The organism is Enterobacter sp. FUJ80071 (assembly GCF_038739915.1).
GTDB classification, from domain to species: domain Bacteria; phylum Pseudomonadota; class Gammaproteobacteria; order Enterobacterales; family Enterobacteriaceae; genus Enterobacter; species Enterobacter kobei.
This window is the reverse complement of sequence record NZ_JBBXKH010000001.1, coordinates 1,201,935-1,227,350: the sequence shown is the minus strand read 5'-3', so window position 1 is coordinate 1,227,350 and position 25,416 is coordinate 1,201,935. Positions and strand designations below refer to the sequence as shown.

Below are 25,416 nucleotides of genomic sequence, written 5' to 3'. Positions count from 1 at the left end.
ACCCATTCCATGGGCGCACATGCTAACATAGCCAAATAAGATAGATAACGATAATCACTATCATTATCAAATCATGGATGTTGCTATGTCGTTTTCCTCTTCTGCGGTGCGCGCCATTGCCGTGCCCGTATTATTGCTGCTGTTGATCCTTGCGATTGCACTCAGTCTGCTGGTTGGCGCGAAATCCCTGCCCGCATCCGTTATTGTCGATGCGCTCTCCGGAAGCTGCCAGAGCGCCGACTGCGTTATCGTGCTCGACGCTCGTCTGCCCCGAACCCTCGCCGGACTGCTGGCCGGTGGTGCCCTCGGTCTTGCCGGGGCCCTGATGCAAACCCTCACCCGTAACCCGCTGGCGGACCCCGGTATTCTCGGCGTGAACTCTGGCGCCAGCTTTGCCATCGTGCTCGGCGCGGCGCTGTTCGGATTGACGTCACCTTCTGAGCAACTGGTGATGGCCTTTTGCGGCGCGCTGGCCGCCTCGCTGGTGGTCGCGTTTACCGGCAGCCAGGGCGGTGGACAGCTAAGCCCGGTACGCCTGACGCTGGCTGGCGTAGCGCTCGCAGCGGTGCTGGAAGGCTTATCCAACGGCATCGCCCTGCTCAACCCGGACGTCTACGACCAGCTGCGCTTCTGGCAGGCCGGCTCGCTGGATATCCGTACTCTCGACACGCTGAAAGTGGTGGCGCTCCCGGTCATTATCGCCGCCGCCGTGGCGCTGTTGTTAAGCCGGGCGCTCAACAGCCTCAGTCTTGGCAGCGACACCGCGACCGCACTCGGCAACCGCGTGGCGCGCACGCAGCTGGTTGGCCTGCTAGCCATCACCGTCCTGTGCGGCTGCGCGACCGCCATAGTCGGCCCGATTGCCTTTATCGGCCTGATGATGCCGCACATGGCACGCTGGCTGGTGGGGGCCGATCACCGCTGGTCATTGCCGGTCACCTTGCTTGCCACCCCGGCCCTGCTGCTGTTTGCCGATGTGCTCGGCCGTCTACTGGTGCCAGGCGAACTGCGCGTTTCGGTGGTCAGCGCCTTTATCGGCGCGCCGGTGCTGATCGTCCTGGTACGACGCAGACGCGGAGGTGGCGCATGAGTGTTCTGTCCCGTCGTTTAATAACCAGCGTATCTCTGCTGGTTATCGCCACGGTTCTGCTGGCGGTCTGGAGCCTGCAAAGCGGTGCGGTCACGCTCGATTTCGTGCAGGTCTTCCACGCCCTCACGGGCAGCGCCCCGCGCAATATCACCCTGGTGGTCACCGAATGGCGACTGCCGCGGGTGGCGATGGCGATTCTGGTGGGCGCAGCGCTCGGGGTCAGCGGCGCGATTTTCCAGTCGCTGATGCGCAACCCGCTCGGCAGCCCGGACGTAATGGGCCTGAATACCGGAGCCTGGAGTGGCGTACTGGTGGCGATGGTGCTGTTCGGCCAGCACCTGACAGCCATCACCTTTACGGCGATGGCGGGCGGTATTCTGACGTCGCTGGTTATCTGGCTGCTTGCCTGGCGCAACGGCATCGATACCTTCCGCCTGATCATCATCGGTATTGGCGTGCGCGCCATGCTGATGGCCTTTAACACCTGGCTGTTACTGCAGGCCTCGCTGGACACCGCGATCTCCGCCGGGCTGTGGTATGCCGGTTCACTCAACGGCCTGACGTGGGGCAAAACCTGGCCCGCCGCGCCGTTGATTTTGCTGATGTTTATCGGCGCGCTGCTGCTGGTGCGCCGCATGCGGCTGCTGGAGATGGGCGACGACAGCGCCTGCGCGCTGGGCGTGAGCGTTGAGCGCTCGCGCCTGATGCTGATGCTGGTGGCCGTATTACTGACCGCCGCCTCCACCGCCATCGCCGGGCCGATATCCTTTATTGCGCTTGTCGCCCCGCACATCGCCCGGCGTCTTAGCGGCACCGCGCGCTGGGGATTAACCCAGGCGGCGCTGTGTGGATCGCTGTTACTACTGGCCGCCGATCTCTGCACCCAGAGACTGTTTATGCCTTATCAACTGCCGGTGGGCGTGGTAACCGTCAGCCTCGGCGGGATTTACCTCATCGTCTTGCTCGTTCAGGAGTCACGCAAGAAATGACAGACACAACAACCCGCTTGCGCGGCGAAAACCTTACCCTTGGCTACGGCAAAAAAATCATTGCCCGTGATTTAACCGTCGCTATTCCGGACGGCCACTTCACGGCGATTATCGGCCCGAACGGCTGCGGCAAATCAACCTTGCTGCGCACGCTAAGCCGCCTGATGACCCCGGTTGAGGGCAGCGTGTTTCTGGACGGAGAGCAGATCCAGCGCTTCGCCAGCAAAGAGGTGGCCAGGCGCATCGGACTGCTGGCGCAAAACGCCACCACGCCGGGGGACATCACGGTGCAGGAACTGGTCTCGCGCGGGCGCTATCCGCACCAGCCGCTGTTTACCCGCTGGCGTAAAGAGGACGATGAAGCGGTAAACCGCGCGATGCAGGCGACGGGGATTACCGCTCTCGCCCAACAAAGCGTCGACACCCTTTCCGGGGGCCAGCGCCAGCGCGCGTGGATTGCGATGGTGTTAGCGCAGGAAACCTCCATCATGCTGCTGGACGAGCCAACAACGTGGCTGGATATCAGCCATCAAATTGACCTGCTGGAGCTGCTGAGCGAGCTGAACCGCACCCAAGGGTATACGCTGGCGGCGGTGCTCCATGATTTGAACCAGGCGTGCCGCTACGCGACGCATCTGATTGCCTTGCGCAACGGTGAGATTGTGGCGCAGGGCGCGCCGAAGGAGATTGTCACGCCGGATCTGATCGCGCAGATCTACGGTATGCGCTGCATGATTATTGACGATCCGGTGGCGGGAACGCCGCTGGTGGTGCCATTGGGTCGGCGGTAACTGCCGGGTGGCGGCTACGCCTTACCCGGCCTACATTCAGCTCCCGTAGGCCCGGTAAGCACAGCGCCACCGGGCATTTGCACTATCCCAACATTTCCCTCAACACCGGCCCAATCTTCTCAAACGCCTGCGGCGAAATGATATCCACGTGGGCGCAATCCTGGCTATGCACCTCAAGCTCCGCCACCCACGGCGCCCAGGCGATCTGCGGATCCATCGTGCGCGTGCGCTCGGCGACAAACAGCGTCGCTTTGCCGTCAAACCGCGCGCTGTGCGCCGTGGTGAGCAGGCGCACCGCATCGGCGTAGTTGCCCTCGATGGCGCCAAACAGCTCACTGCTGCCCTGCCCCAGCTGCGCGGCGATAAACGCCTGCCGCTCGCGCTCAATTTCCGCCAGCACTGCCGGGTCCAGGCCGTTGGCCTCTTTCTCCGCCCAGTTCTGGGTTTCCGGTGGCCAGGTATCCAGCAGGCCAAGGAACGCCACCTCTTCACCCTGCGCGCGCAAACGAGCGGCAATAGCCTGCGCCAGCGTGCCGCCGAGGGAATAGCCGAACAAATAATACGGCCCCTGCGGCTGCTGCTTACGCAGCGTATTGAGGTGATGATCAATCACCCCATCCAGATCCGCACACTGCTGCATCGGCCCTTCCGGTCGGGGAGACTGAATGCCGGTGATAGACCAGTGCGGGCTGAGGTAGCGCGCCAGGACGCTGAACTGCCAGGCAAAACCGGACGCCGGATGGAAGCAGAATAGCGTCGGGCCATCGCTTTCACGCAGCGGCAGAACGGCTTCATGCCCCAGACGCTGCGCCTGCTCGTCGTTCATTTTTAAGTCCAGCAGCGCACTGAGCTTGCTCACCGTCGAGGCGACCATAATCTGCCCCGGCGTGACCTTGCGGGCGAACGTGCGGCTGAGCTGCGCCGCCAGCCGCATCGCCAGCAGCGAGTGGCCGCCGAGGGCAAAGAAGTCGGCTTCGATATCGTTCACCTCGCAACCCAGCAGCGCGGCAAACGCCTGCGCCACGGCGATTTCGGTGTCCGTTTTCGGCGCGCGTCCGGTGGTTTTGCTGGTCAACTCCGGCAGCGGCAGCGCCTTGCGGTCGAGTTTGCCGTTCGCGCTGAGCGGCAGCGCGCTGAGTTGCAGCAGCACCACCGGCACCATATGCGGCGGAAGCTGCGCCTTCAGCGATTCCAGCAGCGCATCGCGATCCAGCGGTAAACCGGATTCGGAGACAACGTATCCCACCAGCTGGCGGGCATCGCCCCCCGTTGCCGCCGCCTGGTTGAACACGCAGGCATGCGCCACGGCCTGCGCCACGTCCGGCAGCGACAGCATCGCCCGGTCGATTTCGCCCAGCTCAATACGCTGGCCGCGAATTTTTAGCTGATCATCGCTGCGGCCCAGATATTCTACCGCCCCGTTATCCAGCCAGCGGGCGACGTCACCGGTGCGATACATCCGCTCGCCCGGCGCGAACGGGTCGGCGATAAAGCGGCTGGCGGTGAGATCCGGACGCCCCAGATATCCCTGCGCCAGCTGAATGCCGGTGAGATACAGATCCCCCGCCACGCCGAACGGCACCGGGCGCATCAGTGCATCCAGAATGCGCAGCCCCGTGTTCCACACCGGGAAACCAATCGGCACGCTATTGCCTTCAACGGCCGCCAGCTCAGGGCCAAACGCCGGATACCAGCTCACGTCCACCGCCGCTTCGGTCGGGCCGTAGAGGTTGTGCAGCGGCGCACGGGTGAGCTGTTCCCACTCGCGGCACAGCCCGGTCGGCAGCGCTTCGCCGCTGCAGAACACCTGCTTAAGCGTCCTGCAGCAGTCGACGTTTTCCGGCGTCAGCGAGGCGACAAACGCCGCCAGCATCGACGGCACAAAGTGGGTCGTCGTGACGCCATACCGGGCGAAGAAGCTCTGCATCGCCTGCGGGTCCCGGTGCGCGTCCGGCTCGGCCATCACCAGCTTCGCCCCGGCGATAAACGGCCACCAGAACTCCCAGACCGAGACGTCAAAGCTGCACGGCGTTTTCTGCGCCACCACGTCATTCGCTGTCAGCGGGTAGTGGTTCTGCATCCACTTCAGGCGGTTAACGATGGCGGTATGCCCAACCATCACCCCTTTCGGACGCCCGGTTGAACCCGAGGTAAAAATGATGTACGCCGTCTGCTCCGGTTTCGCCACGCGCAGAGGCTCAGTACCCGCAGCAGGCAAAAGCATGTTGTAACTAAACGAAGCGATGGGCAGTTCGCTAAAGCGCGGAAGCTGCTCATCGGTGGTAATCAGCAGGGACGGCTTTGCGTCCTCCAGCATCATCCGCAGGCGGTCGTCCGGGTAACCGGTGTCCAGCGGTAACCACGCGGCGCCGGCTTCCACAATGCCGTGCAGGGCCAGCGTCAGGAATACCGAACGCGGGAGGGCCACCGCCACGCTGTCGCCCGGCTTCACGCCGCGCGCACGCAGCAGGTTTGCCAGCGCGACCACCTGCTCGCGCATCTGGCGGTAGTTCAGCTCGATGTGCGCATCCGCCAGCGCGGGGGCGTCCGGCGTCCTGCTCGCCTGTTCCGCCACCAGCTCCGCGAGCGTGGTGGAGGGTAGCGCCAGCCCGGTGTCATTGATGCGCGCAAGCTGCGCGTACTCTTGCTCTGACACGGTTTCCACTTCCCCACATCGCAGGTCCGGGTTAGCGGCAAACTGCACCAGCATCGCGTTCAGGCGCGCGACGTGACCCTTCAGCGTTGTTTCATCGTAACGCTGTTTGCTGGCGAGAATTTCAATGCTTAATCCGCCCTGCTCGTCCGGGAACAAGGCCAGCTCGAGATCGTTCACCGGTCCGGTCGCCAGCGTGTGGGTGATGGCCTCTACGCCGTCGAGTTCCAGTTGATAATCGAACACCTTAACGTTCAGCACCGGGCCAAACAGGGCTTCATCACCCGCCGCCTTACCGCTGTCGCGGAGAATTTGCTCCGCGTCGTAGCGCTGATGGCGGCGCATTTTTTTCAGCTGGCTCGCCAGACGCAGCGCCAGCCCAGGCAGGCTCTCCTGTGGATCGATATTCACCGCCAGCGGCAGGACGTTGAGCACCGGTCCGGTTGCGGTCAGCGCGACGGAGCCCATGCGGCGCATAAAGATAAACCCGGCGGCGTAGTCCAGACGCCCGGTCAGGCGGCCCAGCCACAGCGCGACCAGCGCAAGCGCCAGATCGGTACGCTGAGCCTGCCCTGCAGCCTGCGCAATCTGGCTAAACGCGCTGCTGTCGGCGACGATTTTCAGGCGCAGGATGTCAGTTGTCGCGGCGCGCCCCGGCAGCGGCGCGGAAGAAAGAGAGACCGGAGGAGGAAGCTGTCTGCGCTGCACTGCCCAGAAGCCACCGTCGCGTGCATACGCCTCGCTTTCACGATAGCGCTGATACTCTTCCACCACCTCGGCGAAGGGTGAAAAAGGAGAAGGCGGCGTGGGGTCGCCCTTTTTCCATGCGGCATAAATGGCGGCAATCTGGCGGGTAATCGCCGGGAAACTGAAGCCATCCACCACTAAGTGATGATAACGCTGATACCAGTACCAGCGTTCTTCCCCCACCTGAATCAGCAGATGAAACGCCAGCGGTTGACCGCTGTCGACGCGCAGGTTCTGGTTGAGATCGGCTTCCATCAGCGCCACGGCGGCATCATGAGAGTCCACGCGAATGATGGACGTTTCCGGCAGCATGACGGTTTCATCCACCCACTGCCATACCTCACCGTTATCTTCGGCAAAACGCATCCGCAGGGTATCGGCCTGCATCATGCCTTCAGCAATGGCTTTTGCCAGCAACGGCGCGTCGATATCGCCCTTGAGCTCAGTGTAGTGCGCCACGCTCCAGGCATTTGGCAGCGCGGACAGCTGCTCCGCCATCCAGATACCCGGCTGGGCGGCGACAAGCGTAAGACGGCTCATGCGTTTTCCCCCGCAAAATACGACGGCTCAAGCGTCTGCCAGTGTTCCGCCAGCCACTGCTGGCACACGTCCTGAGACTGCGCTTCGCATACCACGCGCCAGCCCGCGGGCAATTCGCACTGCTGCGGCCACAGGCTGTACTGCCCCTGGTCGTTTTGCAAAATGACAAACTGTCCCTGCGGATTATCGAAAGGATTGCTGAATTCCATACAGACTCCGTTATTGAATAAGCGGCTGCCAGAGGGTCATCAGCCCCTGCGTCAGCCCACCGCGCCAGCAAAGCGCGTCGTGTCCGCCGTCAACCTGACGCCAGTAAACCTGCTGCGCGTGCAATTCGGCGTAAATCGCCTGATTCACGCGGAAGATAAGCGGTTCGTTGCGCCCGGCCTCAAGGACGATGCGCAGTCCGCGTGCGGTTTTTTCACCCGCTTTAAGCTGCCCGATGAGTAGCCCCTCCTGCTGTGCGCCGCGGTGCGGCCACCAGTAGGAACCGGACTGACTGAGCACGCAGCCAAAGCGCTGCGGCCAGTTGAGGCCCGCATAAAGGGAGGAAAGGCCGCCGAAGCTCTGACCCGCCGCCACGGTACGGTCGGCGCGGTCGCTGAAGGGGGCAATGCATTGTATGTGTGGGAGGAGTTCTTCCTGCACCGCCAGCCAGAAATCGGGGTTGCAGGGCAGCTCGCGGCTGCGGTGTGCGGTATCAATCACATCAATTAAGACATAGACCGCCGGGGGCAGTTTGCCTTCACGGGTAAGCGCGGCCAGCGCGGGCCAGACGGGCATGCTTTCGGCCCAGAACTGGCCATCAAGCAGCACCGCCAGCGGGCGCTCGGGGTTTTCCTCCCCGGTGGTAAAAATCCAGACTCGGCGGCGGTTTTTCAGGCGTGCGCTTTCCCAATCGATGCAGACCGGCGCGTGGTGGGGCGTATCAGGACGATCCCAGCCTGGCTGAACGGGTGCGCCCGGCATTTCCAGCGCCGAAACGGCATGACCACGACCACCGCGCCAGCTCTGCGGGTTAAGCGGGTCGGAAACCGCATGCGGCAGCAGTTTACCCCAGCCTTCGCGCAGCGCCATACGGTCCGGACTCTCGCCTTCAAACACCGCGTCGGCAAAATCGTTTTCATTCACGGAAGGGATAAAACAGTAGCTCCCCCGCCACGCGGGGCTGAACTCTCCCTCCCACTGCCAGACGTCGGTATCCGGGATGCGTTTGAGGGACTGCGGACGGGCATTTTGATGGTGATCTGTCACGCCGGTGATATTGAGCCAGACGTTTTTAATCGGTGACGACGTCTGCGTTCCGTTCGGATCGCGCCACCAGAACGTGACGCGAAATTTACCGTTTTCAGGTTTCAAGTCAGGCCCACTTTTCGACTGCCACCACGCTTCACTGCCCGTTGTTAACGCCGTCACCCTTATAACCTCATGTTTAACAGTCTTTTTTGTTTCAGGACAAATTTTATTGATAATATTATTGATAACTATTTGCATTTGCAATAGCGTAATGCCCGCGCTGTGGGAAGCGCGTTCATGAATAACCATAAAAGCGGGACGTACAATGAATAAGAAGATTCACTCTCTGGCCTTGCTGGTCAATTTAGGGATTTATGGCGTCGCGCTGCCCGCCATGGCAGACGACAACGCCGCCTCCGCGCAGCACGAAGACACGATGGTGATCACCGCCGCCGAGCAAAATTTGCAGGCACCGGGCGTGTCGACCATCACCGCCGATGAGATCCGTAAAAACCCGCCCGCGCGCGACGTGTCGGAAATCATCCGCACCATGCCGGGCGTGAACCTCACTGGTAACTCCACCAGCGGCCAGCGCGGGAATAACCGTCAGATTGATATCCGCGGCATGGGCCCGGAAAACACCCTGATCCTGATCGACGGTAAACCGGTTACCAGCCGTAACTCCATCCGTCTGGGCTGGCGCGGCGAGCGTGATACCCGGGGCGATACCGGCTGGGTACCGCCGGAGATGATCGAGCGCATCGAAGTGATCCGTGGTCCGGCGGCCGCCCGCTACGGCAACGGCGCGGCAGGTGGCGTGGTCAACATCATCACCAAAAAATTCGACGACCAGTGGCACGGCTCCTGGAACACCTACCTGAATGCGCCGGAACATAAAGATGAAGGTTCCACTAAGCGCACCAACTTCAGCCTGAGCGGCCCGCTGGGCGGCGATTTCAGCTTCCGCATGTTCGGTAACCTGGACAAAACCCAGGCCGACGCGTGGGACATCAACCAGGGCCATCAGTCTGACCGTACCGGCGCCTACGCCAACACCCTGCCCGCAGGTCGTGAAGGTGTAGAGAACAAAGACATCAACGGCGTCGTGCGCTGGGACTTCGCCCCCATGCAGTCCCTGGAGTTTGAAGCAGGCTATAGCCGCCAGAACAACCTTTATGCGGGCGACACGCAGAACACCAATAACGACAACGCGCTGGTGAAGAAAAACTACGGCAAAGAGACCAACCGTATTTATCGCCAGAATTTCGCGGTGACCTGGAACGGCGGCTGGGATAACGGCATTACCACCAGCAACTGGGCGCAGTACGAACACACCCGCAACTCCCGCCTGGGCGAAGGGCTGGCTGGCGGGACGGAAGGTCTGTTTAACAGCGATAAATTCACCGACACCGATCTGGCCGACGTGATGCTGCACAGCGAAATCAATCTGCCGATTGATTTCCTCGTTAACCAGAATCTGACCCTGGGCACCGAGTGGAACCAGCAGCGCATGAAGGATTCGACCTCCTTCACGCAAACCCAGCAGGGCGGCACCATTCCGGGCATGAGCAACGACCGTAGTCCGTACACCTCGGCGGAGATTTTCTCCCTGTTTGCGGAGAACAACATGGAGCTGACCGACAGCACCATGCTGACCCCTGCCCTGCGCTTCGATCACCACACCATCGTCGGCAATAACTGGAGCCCGTCACTTAACCTGTCGCAAGGTCTGGGGGATGACTTCACGCTGAAGATGGGTATTGCGCGGGCTTACAAAGCGCCAAGCCTGTATCAGACCAACCCGAACTATCTGCTCTACAGTAAAGGCCAGGGTTGCTACGCAAGCGGCGACGGCGTCGGCTGCTACATGATGGGCAACGACGATCTGAAAGCCGAAACCAGCATCAACAAAGAGATCGGTCTGGAGTGGAAACGCGACGGCTGGCTGGCGGGCGTGACCTGGTTCCGCAACGACTACCGCGACAAGATTGAAGCGGGCTATGCGCCAATTGGCCACACCTCTTCCGGTAAGGTGCAGACGGATATTTACCAGTGGGAAAACGTCCCGAAAGCGGTGGTTGAAGGGCTGGAAGGCTCCCTGAACGTGCCGGTCAGCGACACGATCAACTGGACCAATAACATCACTTACATGCTGCAGAGTAAGAACAAGGAGACCGGCGACCGTCTGTCGATCATTCCGGAGTACACGCTAAACTCGACCCTGAGCTGGCAGGTGCATCAGGATGTGTCGCTGCAGTCGACCTTCACCTGGTACGGCAAGCAGCAGCCGAAGAAATACAACTACAAGGGTGAACCGGTGAGCGGGTCTGAGAAAGACGAAGTTAGCCCGTACAGCATCGTTGGCCTGAGCGCGACCTGGGACGTGACCAAAAACGTCAGCCTGACCGGCGGCGTGGATAACGTCTTCGACAAGCGCCAGTGGCGTGCGGGTAATGCCCAAACCACGGGGAATGCCACCACCGGCGCGTATATGTACGGTGCGGGAGCGTATACGTATAATGAGCCGGGTCGCACGTGGTATATGAGTGTGAATACGCATTTTTAAGGCACTGAAGTAAACCTTCCCTCTCCCCTCCGGGGAGAGGGTCAGGGTGAGGGAAAACCATGCACACAACCCACAGCACGTTCATTCTCGCCGACCGCACCGTTCACCGCGTCACCTTCGCCCCCACCACTTTTACCGACGCCGATCTCCTCTGGCTTCCCCATCACGCAGAGCTTTCAAACGCCGGACGCAAACGCAAAGCCGAGCATCTTGCCGGGCGCATCGCCGCGGCGCATGCCTTACCGGACCACACCGTACCCGGCATCGGCCCCAGCGGGGAACCACTCTGGCCACAGGGAGTGTCTGGCAGCATTACCCACATCAGCACGCAGGCCATGGCTGTCGTTATGCGCGAACACCCTGCGCTTATCGGCATTGATTGCGAAACGATCCTCCCCGAAAACGAAGCCCGGGAAATCAAAGACGGCATTATTGATGCGCAGGAAGAGAGCGTCCTTTCCCGCTCGGGTTACCCGTTCGCCCTCGCCCTGACGCTGGTGTTTAGCGCCAAAGAGAGCCTGTTCAAAGCCCTCTTTCCGCAGGTGCAGGCCTGGATGGGATTTGACAGCGCCCGCGTCACGCAGCTCGTCGATAAGACGCTTACGCTGGCATTGACCTGCCAGCGCGCGGGCTATCCCGAAGGCACCGCCTTTACCGTTCACTGGCAACAGCACGGCGAACAGGCGATTACCCTGCTGTCACACTCTCCTGTCGACGGGCCTTCACGCTGGTGACTACAAACGTCACGATAAACACGACCGCGAACAGCACGACGATGGTCGGAGCAGGCGCGCTGTCGAGATAAAACGACGCATAGACGCCGCTTACGGACACGAGCGCGGAAACGGCTACCGCCACCAGCAGCGCCATGTGGAAGCGCCGGGTGATCAGCACCGCCACCGCGCCGGGCGCAATGAGCAACGAAATCGACAGAATAATCCCCACCGCTTTCAGCGTCGCCACGATAGTCAGCGAAACCATGCACAGTAATCCATAGTGCAGCCAGCGAGTGCGCAACCCGCTCGCCTGCGCCTGCTGATAATCAAAGCAGAACAGCAAAAAGTCCCGCCACTTCAGGCCAATCACCAGCGCAATCAGCCCCGCCACAATCCCGCTTTGCAGAATGTCCATCCCGTTAATACCCAGCATATCGCCGAACAGAATATGGTCGAGATGCACCTCGGGTTTGACGGCGATGTAGAGGATCAACCCGGCACCGAACATGCCGGAAAAGACGATCCCCATAACCGTATCCTGCTTGATGCGGCTATTGTCTTTCAGGTATCCGGTGGCGACCGCGCAGAACAGACCGGCAATGAATGCGCCCAGCGCCAGCGGCAGCCCCATCATCCAGGCCAGCACGACGCCGGGAAACACCGCATGGCTCATGGCGTCGCCCATCAGCGCCCAGCCCTTGAGCACCAGAAAAACCGACAGCAGCGCGCAGGGCACGGCGACCAGGAGTGAAATCAGCAGCGCGTTGTTCATAAACGCAAACTGGAAGGGTTCAAGGAGCAGCGCGATCATGGGTGGACCTCCTGCGCCTGACGCGCCCGGCGGCGGCTGGCGAGCAGCCCGTGCTTCGGCGCAAAGACGAACGCCAGCAGGAACAGCAGCGTCTGGGCGACCACGATAATACCGCCGGTCGCGCCGTCGAGATAATAGCTCGCCCATGCGCCAAGGAAGCTGGTAATGCTACCCATGGCGACGGCAATCATCAGCAGTCGCGGGAAGCGATCGGTCAGCAGCCACGCGGTCGCGCCGGGCGTGACCACCAGACAGATCACCAGAAATGCGCCGACGGTTTGCAGCGCAGCCACGGTGGAAACCGCCAGCAGGGTAAAGAAAAGGATCTTCAGACGTTCAGGACGCAGACCGATGGCGCGGGCGTGGTTCTCATCAAAAAAGGTCACCATCAAATCTTTCCATTTGAACAGCAGAACAAGCATCGACACCACGCCGATAATCGCCAGCTGGACGATGTCTTCCGGGGCAATGGCGAGGATATTCCCGAGGACGATAGTCTGAATATTCACCGAGGTCGGGTTGAGTGAGACCATAAACAGCCCCAGACCGAAAAAGGAGGAGAAGATCAGCCCGATGATGGCGTCCTCTTTCAGGCGGCTGCGCTGGTTGAGAAACAGCATGCTGCCCGCCGCCAGCCCGCCCGACAGGAACGCCCCCAGCGAAAACGGCAGCCCGAGCATGTAGGCTCCCGCCACGCCCGGTACGATGGAGTGCGAGAGCGCATCGCCAATCAGCGACCAGCCTTTGAGCATCAAATAGCACGAGAGAAACGCGCACAGCCCGCCCACCATCGCCGAAACCCACATCGCGTTCAGCATGTACTCGTAGCCGAAGGGTTCCAGAAATACGCTCATTTTACCTCCTGACGGTGCGTCACGAAGGGGCGTTCATCGTCGGTAATAATGCGATCTTCAGAGCCGCTGAGCACCACGTGGCGCAGCACGCCGCTGAAGGCGCGCTCCAGATTTTCGGCGGTAAAGGTAGTTTCCGTCGGGCCGCTTGCCAGCACGGTACCTTTGACCATGACCGTGTAATCGCAAAACCCGGAGACGGAGCCTAAATTGTGGGTCGATACCAGCATGGTTTTGCCCTCATCGCGCAGTTCCCGCAGCAGGCTGATAATTCTGGCTTCAGTTTTAACGTCCACGCCGGTAAACGGCTCGTCGAGCAGGATCACCTCGCCCTGCTGGGCAATCGCCCGCGCCAGAAACACGCGTTTCTTTTGCCCGCCGGAGAGCTCGCCAATCTGCCGATGGCGCAGCTCAAGCATATCCACCCGTTTCAGAGCGTCGGTGACGATCTGCTGATCCTGCGCTTTTGGCCGACGCAAAAAACCCATATGTCCGTAGCGGCCCATCATCACCACGTCTTCCACCAGCACCGGGAACGACCAGTCAACCTCTTCCGACTGCGGCACGTAGGCGACCAGGTTCTGACGGAGCGCCCGGTGAGGCGGTAATCCCAGAATAGTGATCGTGCCGCTTGCCGCCCGTACAAAGCCCATCACCGCCTTAAACAGCGTAGATTTGCCGGAACCGTTCACGCCGACCAGTGCGGCAATCGAACCGCCCGGCACGCTGAACGAGGCATCACGCAATGCGGTATGACCGTTACGGTAGGTCACGGTCAAATCGGTTACGACAATCCCCTTCTGCATGGTTACTCCTTCATGCCGTCACGGATGCCCTGCACCAGCGTGCGGGTCGTGACGTTCAACAGATCGATATAGGTCGGCACCGGGCCGTTTTCCGCGCTCAGGGAGTCGACATACAGCACGCCGCCGTAATGGGTATCGGTTTCCCGTGCCACCTGGCGCGCGGGTTTATCGGAGACCGTACTTTCGCTGAACACCGCCGGGATGCGATATTTTTTCACCAGATCGATAACCTTGCGCACCTGCTGAGGCGTGCCCTGCTGATCGGCGTTGATCGGCCACAGGTAAAGCTCTTTCAGGCCCAGATCCCGCGCCAGATAGGAGAACGCCCCTTCACTGGTGACCATCCAGCGCTTATCTTCCGGGATCTCCGCAACCTGCTTACGCAGCGGTTCGAGGGTGGCGGTGATCTTCTGCTTATAGGCTTCCGCGTTGCGCTGATAGGTCTGCGCATTCGCCGGGTCGTACTTTACCAGCGCGTCACGAATGTTATCGACGTAAATCAGGGCGTTATCCGGAGACATCCACGCGTGCGGGTTGGGTTTGCCGTTATACGGCCCTTCCCCGATCCCCATCGGCGTAATGCCTTTGGTGACAATCACTTCCGGCACGCCGTTCAGATGCTGATAAAACCGCTGGAACCACAGCTCAAGGTTCATGCCGTTGGCCAGGATCAGCTGCGCCTTCTGGGCGCGCTTGATGTCGCCGGGCGTCGGCTGATACTCATGGATTTCAGCGCCCGGTTTGGTGATGGAAGTGACTTATGCGGCGTCCCCCGCCACGTTTTTCGCCATATCAGCGATAACGGTAAAGGTCGTGATGACCTGGAATTTTTCAGCCGCCTGCGCGCCCGTGGTGGCCGCGGTCAGTAGCAGCGAGCTGAACAACAGACGCTTCAATCCTTGCAGTAGGTGCATCGCAGAACTCTCCCGAGGTGATTAAATTCAAAGCAAAATTAGCCCGTGCTATAAGGTATAGCACAGGCTATGTTTAAATGAAAATAGTTATCATTAAAGTTGTGTCAACCTGGACTGTCAGGGGGAATTTTTAGGAAATGTGCTTTCTTTTTTCTCTCACAGTCAGGAGTATTATTTACGGCCAATACCCACAATAATATAAGGGAATTGACATGCCGGTTAATGAAAGAATTATCCCCACATCGGGAACCCCGATTAATCCGGGAGGGGTCCGACAGCTCACAATGGGTGAAATCACCCTGGCAAAGACGCTTTACGGTTACAGCATTCGCTATCATCGGGTTTGGGTACACAGGGAAAGTTATCTTCCTTTTAATCTGCAACCCGTTGATGTGGCGATGAGTCCCAATGGGGAAATGTGGTACAGAGAGGAAACGTATTCGCCGGATTTTTCGCTAGAAGATGACATTGTTAAGAAACATCGATTCATGCATGAGATGATGCATGTCTGGCAAACTCAAAAAGGAATGTTTGTCAGAACTAGAGGATTATTTTCCGGTATTGCTGACTATACCTATAGCTTAGATAAAGTAGATTTATTGCATTATGGGTTAGAACAGCAGGCATCAATTGTAAGCGATTACTGGTTATTGAAATACTTTGGTTTGGAGAGGAATGAAGAATTATTACAATACAGAGACTTAAAACTTAGAGAAAGCTTGTATTTCCTTCTTCAGAAATACAAAAATGTCTTAAAGGGATTTCCAGGATGAAAAACACATTTATCATCTTTATCCTCTGCATTTTAATAACTGGATGTCCAGGAGATAATCGCGCCCCCAAAAACAGATTTACGTTTATTAATGGCAACCACTTATGTTTTAGCATCGATAAAAATGATGTCCTGAACTTTTACACTATTTATTCAAGCAAAGATCATAAAATTACTATCGTAACAGGTTCGGAATATAAAAATTTAAACATTTCCTACCCGGACACATGTTTAAATATAAAATGGAAAAATGGACGCACTTACGTTATTCATTACGGATTAAACAATAAAAAATATGTACACCAATTTGATGTCGATAATAACGGAAAACAAATCAACTTAGGAGAATTATAATGTCATTACCCGCTTACTTATTTCTCTTCGATGAAAACGGAATGCAGGTTCCAGGTGACTGTATGATGCCTGGCCGGGTAGGTGCTATCGAAATCATGAACAGCAGTTACAGTATAAAACAGGCAGTGGACAGCCATACCGGGAATATGACCGGAACACGACAGCATGGTCCCGTTACTGTGCATAAGCAATTAGATAAAGTGAGCCCTTATCTTGCCGTTGCCGCCTGCGAGGGCAGACGTCTGCAAAAAGCCATTATCAAATATCATGAAATTGTTGAAGCGGGAGTAGAAAGAGAGATCTACACCATTACGCTTGATAGCGTGGTGATCTCATCTCTGGATTTCACGCATGTTTATTACCCGGGCAGCTCAGCCCCGAATATGCATGAAGTTGTGGGACTTCGATTCCGAGGCATTCAGTGGAATTATGTGAAAGGCAATATTCTTTATGGCGATGCATGGATGAAACCCGTTAAGAAAGAAAAAAGTAACGCATAATTTACCTGGCTCATAAAGATCAATGCATGCTGCCGCTCAGAAACGGCGATCCAGGCATTCCCTGGATCGCCTGGTTAATCTTAAACGCTACCCTTTTCCACTTTCGTTCACGGGCAAATCCCCCGTATCAATTAACGCTCCCGGAAACGTCTCCAGCCACTTCATCACCTTCAGCTTATTGGTATATGTCGCGCTGACGCCTTCCAGACAGCCCCACAGCTCACGGGAATTTTGCGGCGTAATCACAATACAATACAATCCGGCATCACGCGGATTTTCACAGCTATTCCTGCTTTAAACCCTGCGCGGGTTAACCACGCGCCGGTTAACGGCAGATAGTTGCGCTCCATTCGAGTATAAAGTTCCACACAGGCGGAGCCTGCCTCTCCTCTTTCATGAAGATACGCAGAGTGAACCGGCTCGTCATGCAACGCCCGGATGCGTTTTTTGCGTAGCTTCTCGCGATTTTCTTGCTGAATCTCTAAATCTGCAATTTCTGTTTGGGCAATAGCCCGCTCTGGCATAGAATTCTTCGCAGCCATAATCAACTCCGTTTAGTTGTTTGTGGTTAGCGGTATGGAGGTGGTCGCACACCTTCGTACCGCGGTTCCTTTTTGTTGCCTTTTTACATTTTTTAGTGCTTGATTAACTGGGGCTATTATACTGCCATGGATAGATATACAGGGGAGGAGAGTTTCGGAAATGCGAAGCGACTCGAAGAAAATGTTAAGATATTATAAAATGAAATGCATAACTTAATGAATTCATTGAAATTTATCAGTTTTTTTTCAACCCATTCTAATGCTAGTTACTCAACGCAAGCATCATAAAATTTAGAATAATTTCAGAACGCAGCCTTTAAAAAAAAATTTACCCATATGGAAACCAAGAGTATTATCAACTACAACTTTAAAATAACGAGTTCTAGATAACACATGAAAATACGCGAATCCGAGCTTGAGCTAAAATACTCCGATAAAATAACTGCACTTCCATCATTTGGAGAAAATAGTGACAGATTTTATACTACTGACGCTGTTAATTGCATAAAGTTTTTACGAAGTAAAATTGATATTGAATTCTATCATAACCCAAATATTTTTTGGGAGCAACGCAGCATTGATTGGTTAGGACCAACTCTTTTCCTTACAGGTAAATTACTATCAGACAACCCTGACTTATTAAATATACTTTTCGATATGATTTCACAATATATTAAAGAGAGAACTCCCTCACGTGATAAAACCAATATACAAATTAAAGTCATATGCAAAAAAAACACCAGCAACTAAAAGCTTAGAAATTGACTACAATGGTAATATTGAAGGGTTAAAAGAAATAAAGGACACTATCAATTCATTATTAAAGGATTAAAAGTGAAAATAATTACTTATTTTGACATTCAACAAAAAAATATTTCTTTCATAGACAAAGCAAAATCTGATTTATTTTTAACAGCATCACGGGAAGTTATCGAGAAGTGGATATATGATCTAAATACGAAAATTATTGAAAACAGAAGAATGAAACATTACTTCATGCAAAATAATAATGATTATCAATCTGGAACCTTCCTTTATAGTCATTGCATGCTGTCTACAGTTAAATCTGTTTTTTTATTGTTTGATTGTATAAAAAAAGAAAAAAGTGAAGATGCATGGATGGCATTAATGGATGCTTATGACTACCTTGATGTAGCTGAATTGTTTTTAGAAAAATATAGATTACAAAATGACGGTTTTATACCCTTTAAAGAAAAAATAAAAAACATTGAACATACTATATTCCCTAATAATCTGTTATATGTCAGTCCGGGTGCAAAAGAAACCCTCGGCGAATGTAACATATGTGGTAACAACTTTTTTGATTGCAGTCATATAGAGAGATATTTACAACGGTATTTTTTGCCAACGAATTAACAGGGAAATTTTAGAAGCTGATCATATAGCTTTAGTAGACAATCCTAGAGATAGGCGTTGTGTCATACGAACAATACAAGATAAACATGGTTCACTACTTGATGTTTTTACTCGAAAGAGGACAGCCCCTAAGAATGAGGAATCAGAGCATATAGTTTTAAATGTGATATTACACACTTTCCGTAGACCTGAATTTAATTAAATCACACAACTAATTTAGAACTTTCTCAGTACACTTATTATGCGAATACTTCATCGTCATAATGATTCAATAAAAATTCAAACCTTCTCAAACATACATAGGCTGGGAAGGTTTATATTTAATATAAAGAAATAAAATCACTGCTCAGCCAGCGCCCGATAAAATGCCGGATCCTTCTGAATCACATAGAGAACCTTCGCCGCCAGTCCGGTTGGGTTGCGACGTTTAGACTCCCAGCTTTTTATCGTGTCAACGCTCGTGCCAAGCGCCTTCGCCATTTCGCTTTGGGTGATATTGAGCTGTTCTCTGATTGCGCGAACATCTGCAACTTCATAGCGGGTTACTCTGGAAGCTGCCTTCCTTCCGCTATGGATCTCAACGGCTTCTTCAAGCGAAGATTTTAATTCATCGAATATACTCATTGTCTGCCTCCTTCTGCCTGAATGGAGTACATAGTACACCTACCATTTATGGCATAGGAAGTAGTATTTTTCAGAACAGAAGTCAGTTTTTTAAGTTCAGCTTTCTCTGCCTCAGTCAGGCTGTCCCTGGTGCTTTTTAGGTAGGCCATGATGAAATAGATCACCTCTTCCGTTGCCAGAAAGTAAATCACTCTGGCTCCCCCTCTCTTTCCTTTTGAGCCTGCGGCCAGCCTTATTTTACGTAATCCCCCCGTATGCTGAATCAGGTCACCTTTATCAGGCCGGGCAATGAGTTCCTTTTGGAGATCCTTTAATTCATCATCCGTAGCAATGCTTTTGATCTGGCGGGTAAAAAGTGAAGTTTCGATAAATTCTATCGCGTGACTCATCCATGGTTCCTTCCCGAAAAACAACAACAGCCTGGCTCATCAGCGCAGGCTGTCGCTGCAATATTACTCTTCCATGAGTAATATTGCGTCAGTTGACTGTATTTATATACAGCATGATGAAGTTTTAAGAATCTGTTTAGACATCCGGGAACATCACGCTATTCCCCGGCGCTTCCCTGTGCAGATGGATAAAGTTCAGGTGGCGTTCGTACTGGTCCAGAATGTCCGTAATCACCTGCTCCTTGCTGTAGTCCATCAGGTCGTTCCCCTGGCTTCCCTCAAGCAGGAAGGTCTCCAGCCGGTAATAGGTCGATTTCCCGCTGCGCGCCCGGTAGGTAAACCCGGGCACCGAATACTGCTGCGGCCAGATCTGGTAGACGAAGTTTTGCTCGTCGCCCATGTGCACCAGCAGATCCAGGTGCCCCATGTTTTCGCCTTCATCCGGCGGCAGATTTTTCAGCTCCACGTAGGCACCCCGCAAGCGCAACTCCTGTGCGACTTCCTCCATCGCCGGGAAGCAGACCGTCTCCATCATCTGTTTGGTGTAACGCGTGCCCGGGTAGTTCATCAGGCGCGACAGACGTTTCTTCCAGCTCAGCCTGTCCTGCGCGCCCATCGGGCGCGGCGCGGTATCACGGCTGGCGCTGACGCGGCGGTAGTCTTCCACCTTGAGCGATTTATACAGCCCGGCCATCACGAAGAAGATGACGAAGCTAAACGGCAGGCCCATGATCACCGTCGTGTTCTGCAGCGCCGAAATACCGTTGGTCATCAGCATGCCGAGCGTCAGAAGACCGATGGCGACCGACCAAAAGATGCGCAGCCAGTTCGGCGCGTCGCTGTTGATGTCCTTCAGCTTCGAGGTGAAGTTGCCCAGCACCAGCGCGCCGGAGTCCGCTGAGGTCACGTAGAACAGCAGGCCGGTGATGGTCGCCACGGAGGCGCTAAAGGTGAACGCCGGGTACTGCGCCAGCAGGCTGTAGAAGCCGCGCTCCGGGTGCGCCATCGCTTCCTGAGCAAAACCCGCATTGCCGTGGATGATCTCGTGCAGCGCGCTGTTGCCGAAAATCGACAGCCACAGCAGGGTAAAGGTGAACGGGATAATCAGCGTGCCCATCACGAACTGGCGGATGGTGCGCCCGCGCGAAATTCGCGCCAGGAACAGGCCGACAAACGGCGACCACGCAACCCACCACGCCCAGAAGAACAGCGTCCAGTTATTCATCCACTCCACCGGACGGTCGAAGGCGAAGCTATTGAGCGTCATCCCCATAAAGCGGTTCACGTAGTCGCCCACGTTGAGCACCAGCGCGTTGAGCAGGAACGAGGTGTCGCCCATAAACAACACGAACAGGATCAGGCCCAGCGCCAGCGCGACGTTCAGTTCGGAGAGCACGCGGATGCCCTTGTCCACGCCGGAGGTCACCGAGATGGTGGCGATAATCACGGAGAGCGCAATCAGCGCCGCTTTCGCCGCCATTGAATCCGGAATATCAAACAGCACGCTTAGCCCGTAGTTGAGCTGCACCACGCCGATACCGAGCGTGGTCGCGATGCCGAAGATGGTGCCAATCACCGCTGCGATATCAACGGTGTGACCAATCGGCCCGTTAATTTTTTTGCCAAAAATCGGGTACAGCGCAGAGCGGATAGTGAGGGGCAAATTATAACGATAGCTAAAGTATCCGAGCGCCATCCCCATCAGGGCATACATCGACCAGCCTGTCAGGCCGTAGTGGAACAGCGTCCAGACCATCGCCTGGCGCGCGGCCTCCATCGTCTGCCCTGCCCCTTCCGGCGGCTGCATATACTGCGTGACCGGTTCAGCCACGGAGAAGAACATCAGGTCGATGCCGATACCCGCAGCAAACAGCATTGCGGCCCAGCTCAGCAGGCTGAACTCGGGCTTGGACTGCTCTGGCCCAAGCTTCACCGAACCGAAGCGCGAGCAGGCGATGCAAACCACGAAGACAATATAGAGCGTCGCCGCCAGAAGATAGTACCAGCCAAAGGTCTTCGACACCCAGTTCAGCGTGTGCCCAATCCACTCGGCGGAAAAATCACGAAAGAAGATCGTCGTCAGGGAAAACAACAAAATCAGCCCGGCGGAAGTATAAAAAACGACCGGGTTGATTTTGTCTTTTTCTCTGTCTTGTGAAAGGTCTGTCATCCAGTATCCCCACTGTTTTTGTAACTATCAAAATCCAAATCCGCAACAATTAAGACACATTTTATATTGAACGTCCAATCAAAAAACGCTTTAATGTATTACCAACGCTGATGAATGGAGTGGCAACAATGCCCAAAGTGGGGATGCAGCCGATCCGGCGCAGGCAGCTTATTAACGCCACGCTGGAAGCAATAAATGAAGTGGGAATGCACGACGCAACCATCGCGCAGATCGCCCGCCGGGCGGGCGTTTCCACGGGGATCATCAGTCACTATTTCAAAGACAAAAACGGTCTGCTGGAAGCGACCATGCGCGACATCACCGGGCAGTTGCGCGATGCGGTATTAAGCCGCTTGCACGCCCTGCCGGACGGCAGCGCGGAGCAGCGATTACAGGCGATTGTCGGCGGCAATTTTGATGAAACCCAGATCAGCAGCGCGGCAATGAAAGCCTGGCTGGCCTTCTGGGCGAGCAGCATGCACCAGCCGATGCTCTACCGTCTGCAGCAGGTCAGCAGCCGCCGCCTGCTGTCGAACCTGGTGTACGAGTTCCGCCGCGAACTGCCGCGCGAGCAGGCGCAGGAAGCGGGCTACGGGCTGGCGGCACTGATCGACGGGCTTTGGCTGCGTGCCGCACTGAGCGGCAAACCGCTGGATAAAACGCTGGCCCAGTCGCTCACCAGCCACTTTATCAGCCAGCATTTACCGACCGAATAACCGAGGAGAAAGTATGTCCCGAATGGCAGAACAGCAGCTTTATATCAATGGTGGTTATACACCCGCCACCAGCGGTCGCACCTTCGAGACCATCAACCCGGCCAACGGTGAAGTCCTGGCGAGCGTTCAGGCCGCCGGGCGTGAAGACGTCGACCGCGCCGTGGAAAGCGCAACACGCGGGCAAAAAATCTGGGCGGCGATGACCGCCATGGAGCGCTCACGCATCCTGCGTCGCGCCGTGGATATCCTGCGCGAGCGTAACGACGCGCTGGCGAAGCTGGAAACCCTCGATACCGGTAAAGCGTATTCCGAAACCTCGACAGTGGACATCGTCACCGGCGCGGACGTGCTGGAGTATTACGCAGGGCTGATCCCGGCGCTGGAAGGCAGCCAGATCCCGCTGCGCGACACCTCATTCGTCTACACCCGCCGCGAGCCACTGGGCGTGGTGGCGGGCATCGGCGCGTGGAACTACCCGATCCAGATCGCCCTGTGGAAATCGGCCCCGGCGCTGGCGGCGGGCAACGCGATGATCTTCAAGCCGAGCGAAGTGACGCCGCTCACCGCCCTCAAGCTTGCCGAAATCTATACCGAAGCGGGTCTGCCGGACGGCGTGTTTAACGTCCTGCCAGGCGTAGGCGCGGAGACCGGCCAGTACCTGACCGAGCATCCGGGCATCGCGAAGGTCTCCTTTACCGGCGGCGTTGCCAGCGGCAAAAAGGTGATGGCCAACTCGGCGGCCTCGTCCCTAAAAGAGGTGACGATGGAGCTGGGCGGCAAATCGCCGCTGATTGTTTTCGACGATGCGGATCTGGATCTGGCGGCAGACATCGCCATGATGGCCAACTTCTTCAGCTCCGGTCAGGTCTGCACCAACGGCACCCGCGTGTTCGTGCCCGCGAAATTTAAGGCCGCGTTTGAGCAGAAAATCGTTGAGCGCGTGGGCCGCATCCGCGCGGGCGATCTGTTCGATGTGAAAACCAACTTTGGCCCGATGGTCAGCTTCCCGCACCGCGACAGCGTGCTGCGCTACATCGCCAAAGGTAAAGAAGAAGGCGCGCGCGTGCTGTGCGGCGGCGACGTGCTGAAGGGCGAAGGGTTTGATAACGGCGCGTGGGTGGCCCCAACCGTGTTCACCGACTGCACCGACGAGATGACTATCGTGCGCGAAGAGATCTTCGGCCCGGTGATGTCCATCCTCACCTATGAAACCGATGAAGAAGCGATTCGCCGCGCCAACGATACCGACTACGGACTGGCGGCGGGTATCGTCACTGCCGATCTGAACCGCGCCCACGGCACCATTCATCAGCTCGAAGCGGGCATCTGCTGGATCAACACTTGGGGTGAATCCGCCGCAGAGATGCCGGTGGGCGGTTATAAACACTCCGGCATTGGCCGCGAGAACGGCGTTATGACGCTGCAGAGTTACACCCAGGTGAAGTCCATCCAGGTTGAGATGGGTAAATTCCAGTCCATATTTTAACCGGGAGGTTTATTTGCAATTTGACTACATCATTATCGGCGCCGGCTCTGCCGGCAACGTACTGGCAACACGACTGACTGAAGATCCGAATACCACCGTGCTGCTGCTTGAGGCGGGCGGACCGGATTACCGCTTTGACTTCCGCACTCAGATGCCTGCCGCGCTGGCGTTCCCGCTGCAGGGCAAGCGCTACAACTGGGCGTATGAAACCGAGCCAGAGCCGTTTATGAACAACCGCCGCATGGAGTGCGGGCGCGGTAAAGGGCTGGGCGGTTCGTCGCTGATCAACGGCATGTGCTACATCCGCGGTAACGCGATGGATCTCGACCACTGGGCGAAAGAGCCGGGTCTGGAGCACTGGAGCTATCTCAACTGCCTGCCGTACTACCGCAAGGCAGAGACGCGCGACGTGGGCCCGAACGACTACCACGGCGGCGACGGTCCGGTGAGCGTTACCACCTCCAAACCGGGCGTGAACCCGCTGTTTGAGGCGATGGTGGAAGCGGGCGTGCAGGCGGGCTACCCGCGCACGGACGATCTCAACGGCTACCAGCAGGAAGGCTTCGGCCCGATGGACCGCACGGTCACGCCGAAGGGCCGACGCGCCAGCACCGCGCGCGGCTATCTGGACCAGGCAAAGCAACGCCCGAACCTGACCATCCGTACCCACGCCATGACCGACCGCATCCTCTTTGAAGGCAAGCGCGCGGTGGGCGTCGAGTGGCTGGAAGGCGAAAGCACGATTCCGTCGAAAGCGACGGCGAACAAAGAGGTGCTGCTGAGCGCAGGCGCCATTGCCTCCCCGCAGATCCTCCAGCGTTCCGGCGTGGGCAGCGCGGAGCTGCTGAAGCAGTTCGATATCCCGCTGGTGCACGACCTGCCCGGCGTGGGCGAAAACCTGCAGGATCACCTGGAGATGTACCTCCAGTACGAATGCAAAGAGCCGGTCTCCCTCTACCCTGCCCTGCAGTGGTGGAACCAGCCGAAGATTGGCGCTGAATGGCTGTTTGGCGGCACCGGCGTGGGGGCGAGCAACCACTTCGAAGCGGGCGGGTTTATCCGCAGCCGCGAGGAGTTCGCGTGGCCGAACATTCAGTACCACTTCCTGCCGGTGGCGATTAACTACAACGGTTCGAATGCGGTAAAAGAGCACGGCTTCCAGTGCCACGTCGGCTCCATGCGCTCGCCGAGCCGCGGCCACGTGCGCATCAAGTCGCGCGATCCGCATCAGCATCCGGCGATCCTGTTCAACTATATGTCCCACGAGCAGGACTGGCAGGAGTTCCGCGACGCGATCCGTATCACCCGCGAGATCATGCACCAGCCTGCGCTGGACAAGTACCGCGGTCGCGAGATCAGCCCGGGCGTCGAGTGCCAGACCGACGAACAGCTGGACGAGTTCGTGCGCAACCACGCCGAAACCGCCTTCCACCCGTGCGGTACCTGTAAGATGGGCTATGACGAGATGGCGGTTGTCGACTGCGAAGGCCGCGTTCACGGGCTGGAAGGGCTGCGCGTGGTGGATGCGTCGATCATGCCGCAGATCATCACCGGTAACCTGAACGCCACCACCATCATGATTGGCGAGAAGATTGCAGACGCCATTCGCGGGCGCGAACCGCTGGCGAAGAGCACGGCCGCGTATTATGTCGCGAACGGGGCGCCGGTTCGCCGCTGAGGGTGCCCCCTCACCCTTACCCTCTCCCCACAGGGGAGAGGGAATAAACGTCTCCTAAATTTATTTTCATTTCCCTGCATCCAGTTTCCACCCTGCCT

At 56.8% G+C, this 25,416-nt stretch carries 22 protein-coding genes and 2 pseudogenes; 13 read left to right on the top strand and 11 right to left on the bottom strand.

Translation table 11 applies throughout. The features are described 5' to 3' along the window. The first annotated feature begins 85 nt into the window (after nt 1-85). From fepD to fepC, 3 genes are read left to right on the top strand one after another with little or no spacing between them, the layout of a single operon-like run. Nucleotides 86-1,090, top strand: coding sequence for a Fe(3+)-siderophore ABC transporter permease (gene fepD / locus AAER43_RS05840; protein ID WP_050863284.1), 1,005 nt, complete (start codon nt 86-88; stop codon nt 1,088-1,090). Next, complete coding sequence (gene fepG / locus AAER43_RS05835) at nt 1,087-2,079, top strand: iron-enterobactin ABC transporter permease (RefSeq protein ID WP_057057550.1); 993 nt, start codon at nt 1,087-1,089, stop codon at nt 2,077-2,079. The genes fepD and fepG overlap by 4 nt, the downstream gene beginning before the upstream one ends. Then, complete coding sequence (gene fepC, locus AAER43_RS05830; RefSeq protein ID WP_050863282.1) at nt 2,076-2,870, top strand: iron-enterobactin ABC transporter ATP-binding protein; 795 nt, start codon at nt 2,076-2,078, stop codon at nt 2,868-2,870. Before fepG ends, fepC begins: the two co-directional genes overlap by 4 nt. Nucleotides 2,871-2,952: 82 nt before the next feature. On the opposite strand, the gene entF is transcribed toward fepC, so the two are convergent. The 3 genes from entF to fes are packed head-to-tail and all read right to left on the bottom strand — an operon-like array spanning nt 2,953 to nt 8,226. Beyond that, entirely contained in the window at nt 2,953-6,810 is a 3,858-nt protein-coding gene (entF, locus tag AAER43_RS05825; protein ID WP_050863281.1) for an enterobactin non-ribosomal peptide synthetase EntF, read from the bottom strand. Then, a complete protein-coding gene (locus tag AAER43_RS05820; RefSeq protein WP_047344421.1) occupies nt 6,807-7,019 on the bottom strand; it encodes an MbtH family NRPS accessory protein in 213 nt (70 codons plus the stop codon). The genes entF and AAER43_RS05820 overlap by 4 nt, the downstream gene beginning before the upstream one ends. Nucleotides 7,020-7,029: 10 nt before the next feature. Further along, the gene (gene fes / locus AAER43_RS05815) at nt 7,030-8,226 is read right to left on the bottom strand and encodes an enterochelin esterase (RefSeq protein WP_050863280.1); all 1,197 of its coding nucleotides are present in this window, start codon (nt 8,224-8,226) and stop codon (nt 7,030-7,032) included. Nucleotides 8,227-8,371: 145 nt separating this feature from the next. Here fes and AAER43_RS05810 point away from each other — a divergent pair, with 145 nt between their 5' ends. Both AAER43_RS05810 and entD read left to right on the top strand, forming a co-directional pair. Further along, nucleotides 8,372-10,612 (top strand): TonB-dependent siderophore receptor, encoded by a 2,241-nt coding sequence (locus AAER43_RS05810; protein ID WP_023332349.1) that lies wholly within the window; start codon nt 8,372-8,374, stop codon nt 10,610-10,612. 59 nt (nt 10,613-10,671) lie between these two features. Then, complete coding sequence (entD, locus tag AAER43_RS05805; protein ID WP_050863279.1) at nt 10,672-11,346, top strand: enterobactin synthase subunit EntD; 675 nt, start codon at nt 10,672-10,674, stop codon at nt 11,344-11,346. On the opposite strand, the gene AAER43_RS05800 is transcribed toward entD, so the two are convergent. The 4 genes and pseudogenes from AAER43_RS05800 to AAER43_RS05785 all read right to left on the bottom strand — a co-directional run bounded on the left by AAER43_RS05800 (nt 11,300) and on the right by AAER43_RS05785 (nt 14,710). Further along, nucleotides 11,300-12,139 (bottom strand): metal ABC transporter permease, encoded by an 840-nt coding sequence (locus tag AAER43_RS05800; protein WP_023338157.1) that lies wholly within the window; start codon nt 12,137-12,139, stop codon nt 11,300-11,302. The genes entD and AAER43_RS05800 overlap by 47 nt on opposite strands. Continuing rightward, the gene (gene sitC, locus AAER43_RS05795) at nt 12,136-12,993 is read right to left on the bottom strand and encodes an iron/manganese ABC transporter permease subunit SitC (RefSeq protein WP_047626526.1); all 858 of its coding nucleotides are present in this window, start codon (nt 12,991-12,993) and stop codon (nt 12,136-12,138) included. The genes AAER43_RS05800 and sitC overlap by 4 nt, the downstream gene beginning before the upstream one ends. Then, nucleotides 12,990-13,796: an iron/manganese ABC transporter ATP-binding protein SitB gene (sitB, locus tag AAER43_RS05790; protein ID WP_050863278.1), complete on the bottom strand. Its 807-nt coding sequence runs from the start codon at nt 13,794-13,796 to the stop codon at nt 12,990-12,992. Before sitB ends, sitC begins: the two co-directional genes overlap by 4 nt. A gap of 2 nt (nt 13,797-13,798) precedes the next feature. Then, a pseudogene (locus AAER43_RS05785) lies at nt 13,799-14,710 on the bottom strand (metal ABC transporter substrate-binding protein). 212 nt (nt 14,711-14,922) lie between these two features. Here AAER43_RS05785 and AAER43_RS05780 point away from each other — a divergent pair. From AAER43_RS05780 to AAER43_RS05770, 3 genes are read left to right on the top strand one after another with little or no spacing between them, the layout of a single operon-like run. Beyond that, entirely contained in the window at nt 14,923-15,483 is a 561-nt protein-coding gene (locus tag AAER43_RS05780; protein ID WP_050863277.1) for a hypothetical protein, read from the top strand. Further along, entirely contained in the window at nt 15,480-15,836 is a 357-nt protein-coding gene (locus AAER43_RS05775; protein ID WP_050863276.1) for a putative T6SS immunity periplasmic lipoprotein, read from the top strand. Before AAER43_RS05780 ends, AAER43_RS05775 begins: the two co-directional genes overlap by 4 nt. Further along, complete coding sequence (locus tag AAER43_RS05770; RefSeq protein ID WP_050863275.1) at nt 15,836-16,336, top strand: type VI secretion system tube protein Hcp; 501 nt, start codon at nt 15,836-15,838, stop codon at nt 16,334-16,336. The genes AAER43_RS05775 and AAER43_RS05770 overlap by 1 nt, the downstream gene beginning before the upstream one ends. A gap of 87 nt (nt 16,337-16,423) precedes the next feature. Here AAER43_RS05770 and AAER43_RS05765 read toward each other — a convergent pair. Then, nucleotides 16,424-16,878: pseudogene (locus tag AAER43_RS05765) on the bottom strand (SymE family type I addiction module toxin). A 393-nt stretch (nt 16,879-17,271) separates the two neighbouring features. Here AAER43_RS05765 and AAER43_RS05760 point away from each other — a divergent pair. Continuing rightward, nucleotides 17,272-17,628, top strand: a complete 357-nt coding sequence (locus AAER43_RS05760; RefSeq protein ID WP_127353133.1) for a hypothetical protein — start codon at nt 17,272-17,274, stop codon at nt 17,626-17,628. A gap of 84 nt (nt 17,629-17,712) precedes the next feature. Then, nucleotides 17,713-18,255, top strand: coding sequence for a hypothetical protein (locus AAER43_RS05755; RefSeq protein WP_050863274.1), 543 nt, complete (start codon nt 17,713-17,715; stop codon nt 18,253-18,255). A 339-nt stretch (nt 18,256-18,594) separates the two neighbouring features. Here AAER43_RS05755 and nadS read toward each other — a convergent pair whose 3' ends face one another. The 3 genes from nadS to betT all read right to left on the bottom strand — a co-directional run bounded on the left by nadS (nt 18,595) and on the right by betT (nt 21,438). Further along, nucleotides 18,595-18,879 carry a NadS family protein gene (nadS, locus tag AAER43_RS05750; RefSeq protein ID WP_050863273.1) on the bottom strand — a complete coding sequence of 95 codons (285 nt, stop codon included), beginning with the start codon at nt 18,877-18,879 and terminating at the stop codon, nt 18,595-18,597. After that, complete coding sequence (locus AAER43_RS05745; RefSeq protein ID WP_014882935.1) at nt 18,876-19,268, bottom strand: type II toxin-antitoxin system RelE/ParE family toxin; 393 nt, start codon at nt 19,266-19,268, stop codon at nt 18,876-18,878. The genes nadS and AAER43_RS05745 overlap by 4 nt, the downstream gene beginning before the upstream one ends. 136 nt (nt 19,269-19,404) lie before the next feature. Then, on the bottom strand, nt 19,405-21,438 hold the full coding sequence (betT, locus tag AAER43_RS05740; RefSeq protein WP_057058054.1) for a choline BCCT transporter BetT: 2,034 nt from the start codon (nt 21,436-21,438) through the stop codon (nt 19,405-19,407). 128 nt (nt 21,439-21,566) lie between these two features. On the opposite strand from betT, the gene betI reads away from it, so the two are divergent. Genes betI through betA form a run of 3 tightly spaced genes read left to right on the top strand, consistent with a single transcriptional unit; the run spans nt 21,567 to nt 25,318 of the window. After that, a complete protein-coding gene (betI, locus tag AAER43_RS05735; protein ID WP_014882933.1) occupies nt 21,567-22,154 on the top strand; it encodes a transcriptional regulator BetI in 588 nt (195 codons plus the stop codon). Between the two features lie 13 nt (nt 22,155-22,167). Further along, on the top strand, nt 22,168-23,640 hold the full coding sequence (gene betB / locus AAER43_RS05730) for a betaine-aldehyde dehydrogenase (RefSeq protein WP_050862767.1): 1,473 nt from the start codon (nt 22,168-22,170) through the stop codon (nt 23,638-23,640). Nucleotides 23,641-23,653: 13 nt separating this feature from the next. After that, on the top strand, nt 23,654-25,318 hold the full coding sequence (betA, locus tag AAER43_RS05725; RefSeq protein ID WP_050862766.1) for a choline dehydrogenase: 1,665 nt from the start codon (nt 23,654-23,656) through the stop codon (nt 25,316-25,318). Nucleotides 25,319-25,416 lie beyond the last annotated feature (98 nt).

Coding starts and splice junctions, on each gene's coding strand:
- fepD (WP_050863284.1), top strand. CDS start 86: ATGTCGTTTTCCTCTTCTGCGGTGCGCGCCATTGCCGTGCCCGTATTA.
- fepG (WP_057057550.1), top strand. CDS start 1,087: ATGAGTGTTCTGTCCCGTCGTTTAATAACCAGCGTATCTCTGCTGGTT.
- fepC (WP_050863282.1), top strand. CDS start 2,076: ATGACAGACACAACAACCCGCTTGCGCGGCGAAAACCTTACCCTTGGC.
- entF (WP_050863281.1), bottom strand. CDS start 6,810: ATGAGCCGTCTTACGCTTGTCGCCGCCCAGCCGGGTATCTGGATGGCG.
- AAER43_RS05820 (WP_047344421.1), bottom strand. CDS start 7,019: ATGGAATTCAGCAATCCTTTCGATAATCCGCAGGGACAGTTTGTCATT.
- AAER43_RS05810 (WP_023332349.1), top strand. CDS start 8,372: ATGAATAAGAAGATTCACTCTCTGGCCTTGCTGGTCAATTTAGGGATT.
- entD (WP_050863279.1), top strand. CDS start 10,672: ATGCACACAACCCACAGCACGTTCATTCTCGCCGACCGCACCGTTCAC.
- AAER43_RS05800 (WP_023338157.1), bottom strand. CDS start 12,139: ATGATCGCGCTGCTCCTTGAACCCTTCCAGTTTGCGTTTATGAACAAC.
- sitC (WP_047626526.1), bottom strand. CDS start 12,993: ATGAGCGTATTTCTGGAACCCTTCGGCTACGAGTACATGCTGAACGCG.
- sitB (WP_050863278.1), bottom strand. CDS start 13,796: ATGCAGAAGGGGATTGTCGTAACCGATTTGACCGTGACCTACCGTAAC.
- AAER43_RS05780 (WP_050863277.1), top strand. CDS start 14,923: ATGCCGGTTAATGAAAGAATTATCCCCACATCGGGAACCCCGATTAAT.
- AAER43_RS05775 (WP_050863276.1), top strand. CDS start 15,480: ATGAAAAACACATTTATCATCTTTATCCTCTGCATTTTAATAACTGGA.
- AAER43_RS05770 (WP_050863275.1), top strand. CDS start 15,836: ATGTCATTACCCGCTTACTTATTTCTCTTCGATGAAAACGGAATGCAG.
- AAER43_RS05760 (WP_127353133.1), top strand. CDS start 17,272: ATGAAAATACGCGAATCCGAGCTTGAGCTAAAATACTCCGATAAAATA.
- nadS (WP_050863273.1), bottom strand. CDS start 18,879: ATGAGTATATTCGATGAATTAAAATCTTCGCTTGAAGAAGCCGTTGAG.
- AAER43_RS05745 (WP_014882935.1), bottom strand. CDS start 19,268: ATGAGTCACGCGATAGAATTTATCGAAACTTCACTTTTTACCCGCCAG.
- betT (WP_057058054.1), bottom strand. CDS start 21,438: ATGACAGACCTTTCACAAGACAGAGAAAAAGACAAAATCAACCCGGTC.
- betI (WP_014882933.1), top strand. CDS start 21,567: ATGCCCAAAGTGGGGATGCAGCCGATCCGGCGCAGGCAGCTTATTAAC.
- betB (WP_050862767.1), top strand. CDS start 22,168: ATGTCCCGAATGGCAGAACAGCAGCTTTATATCAATGGTGGTTATACA.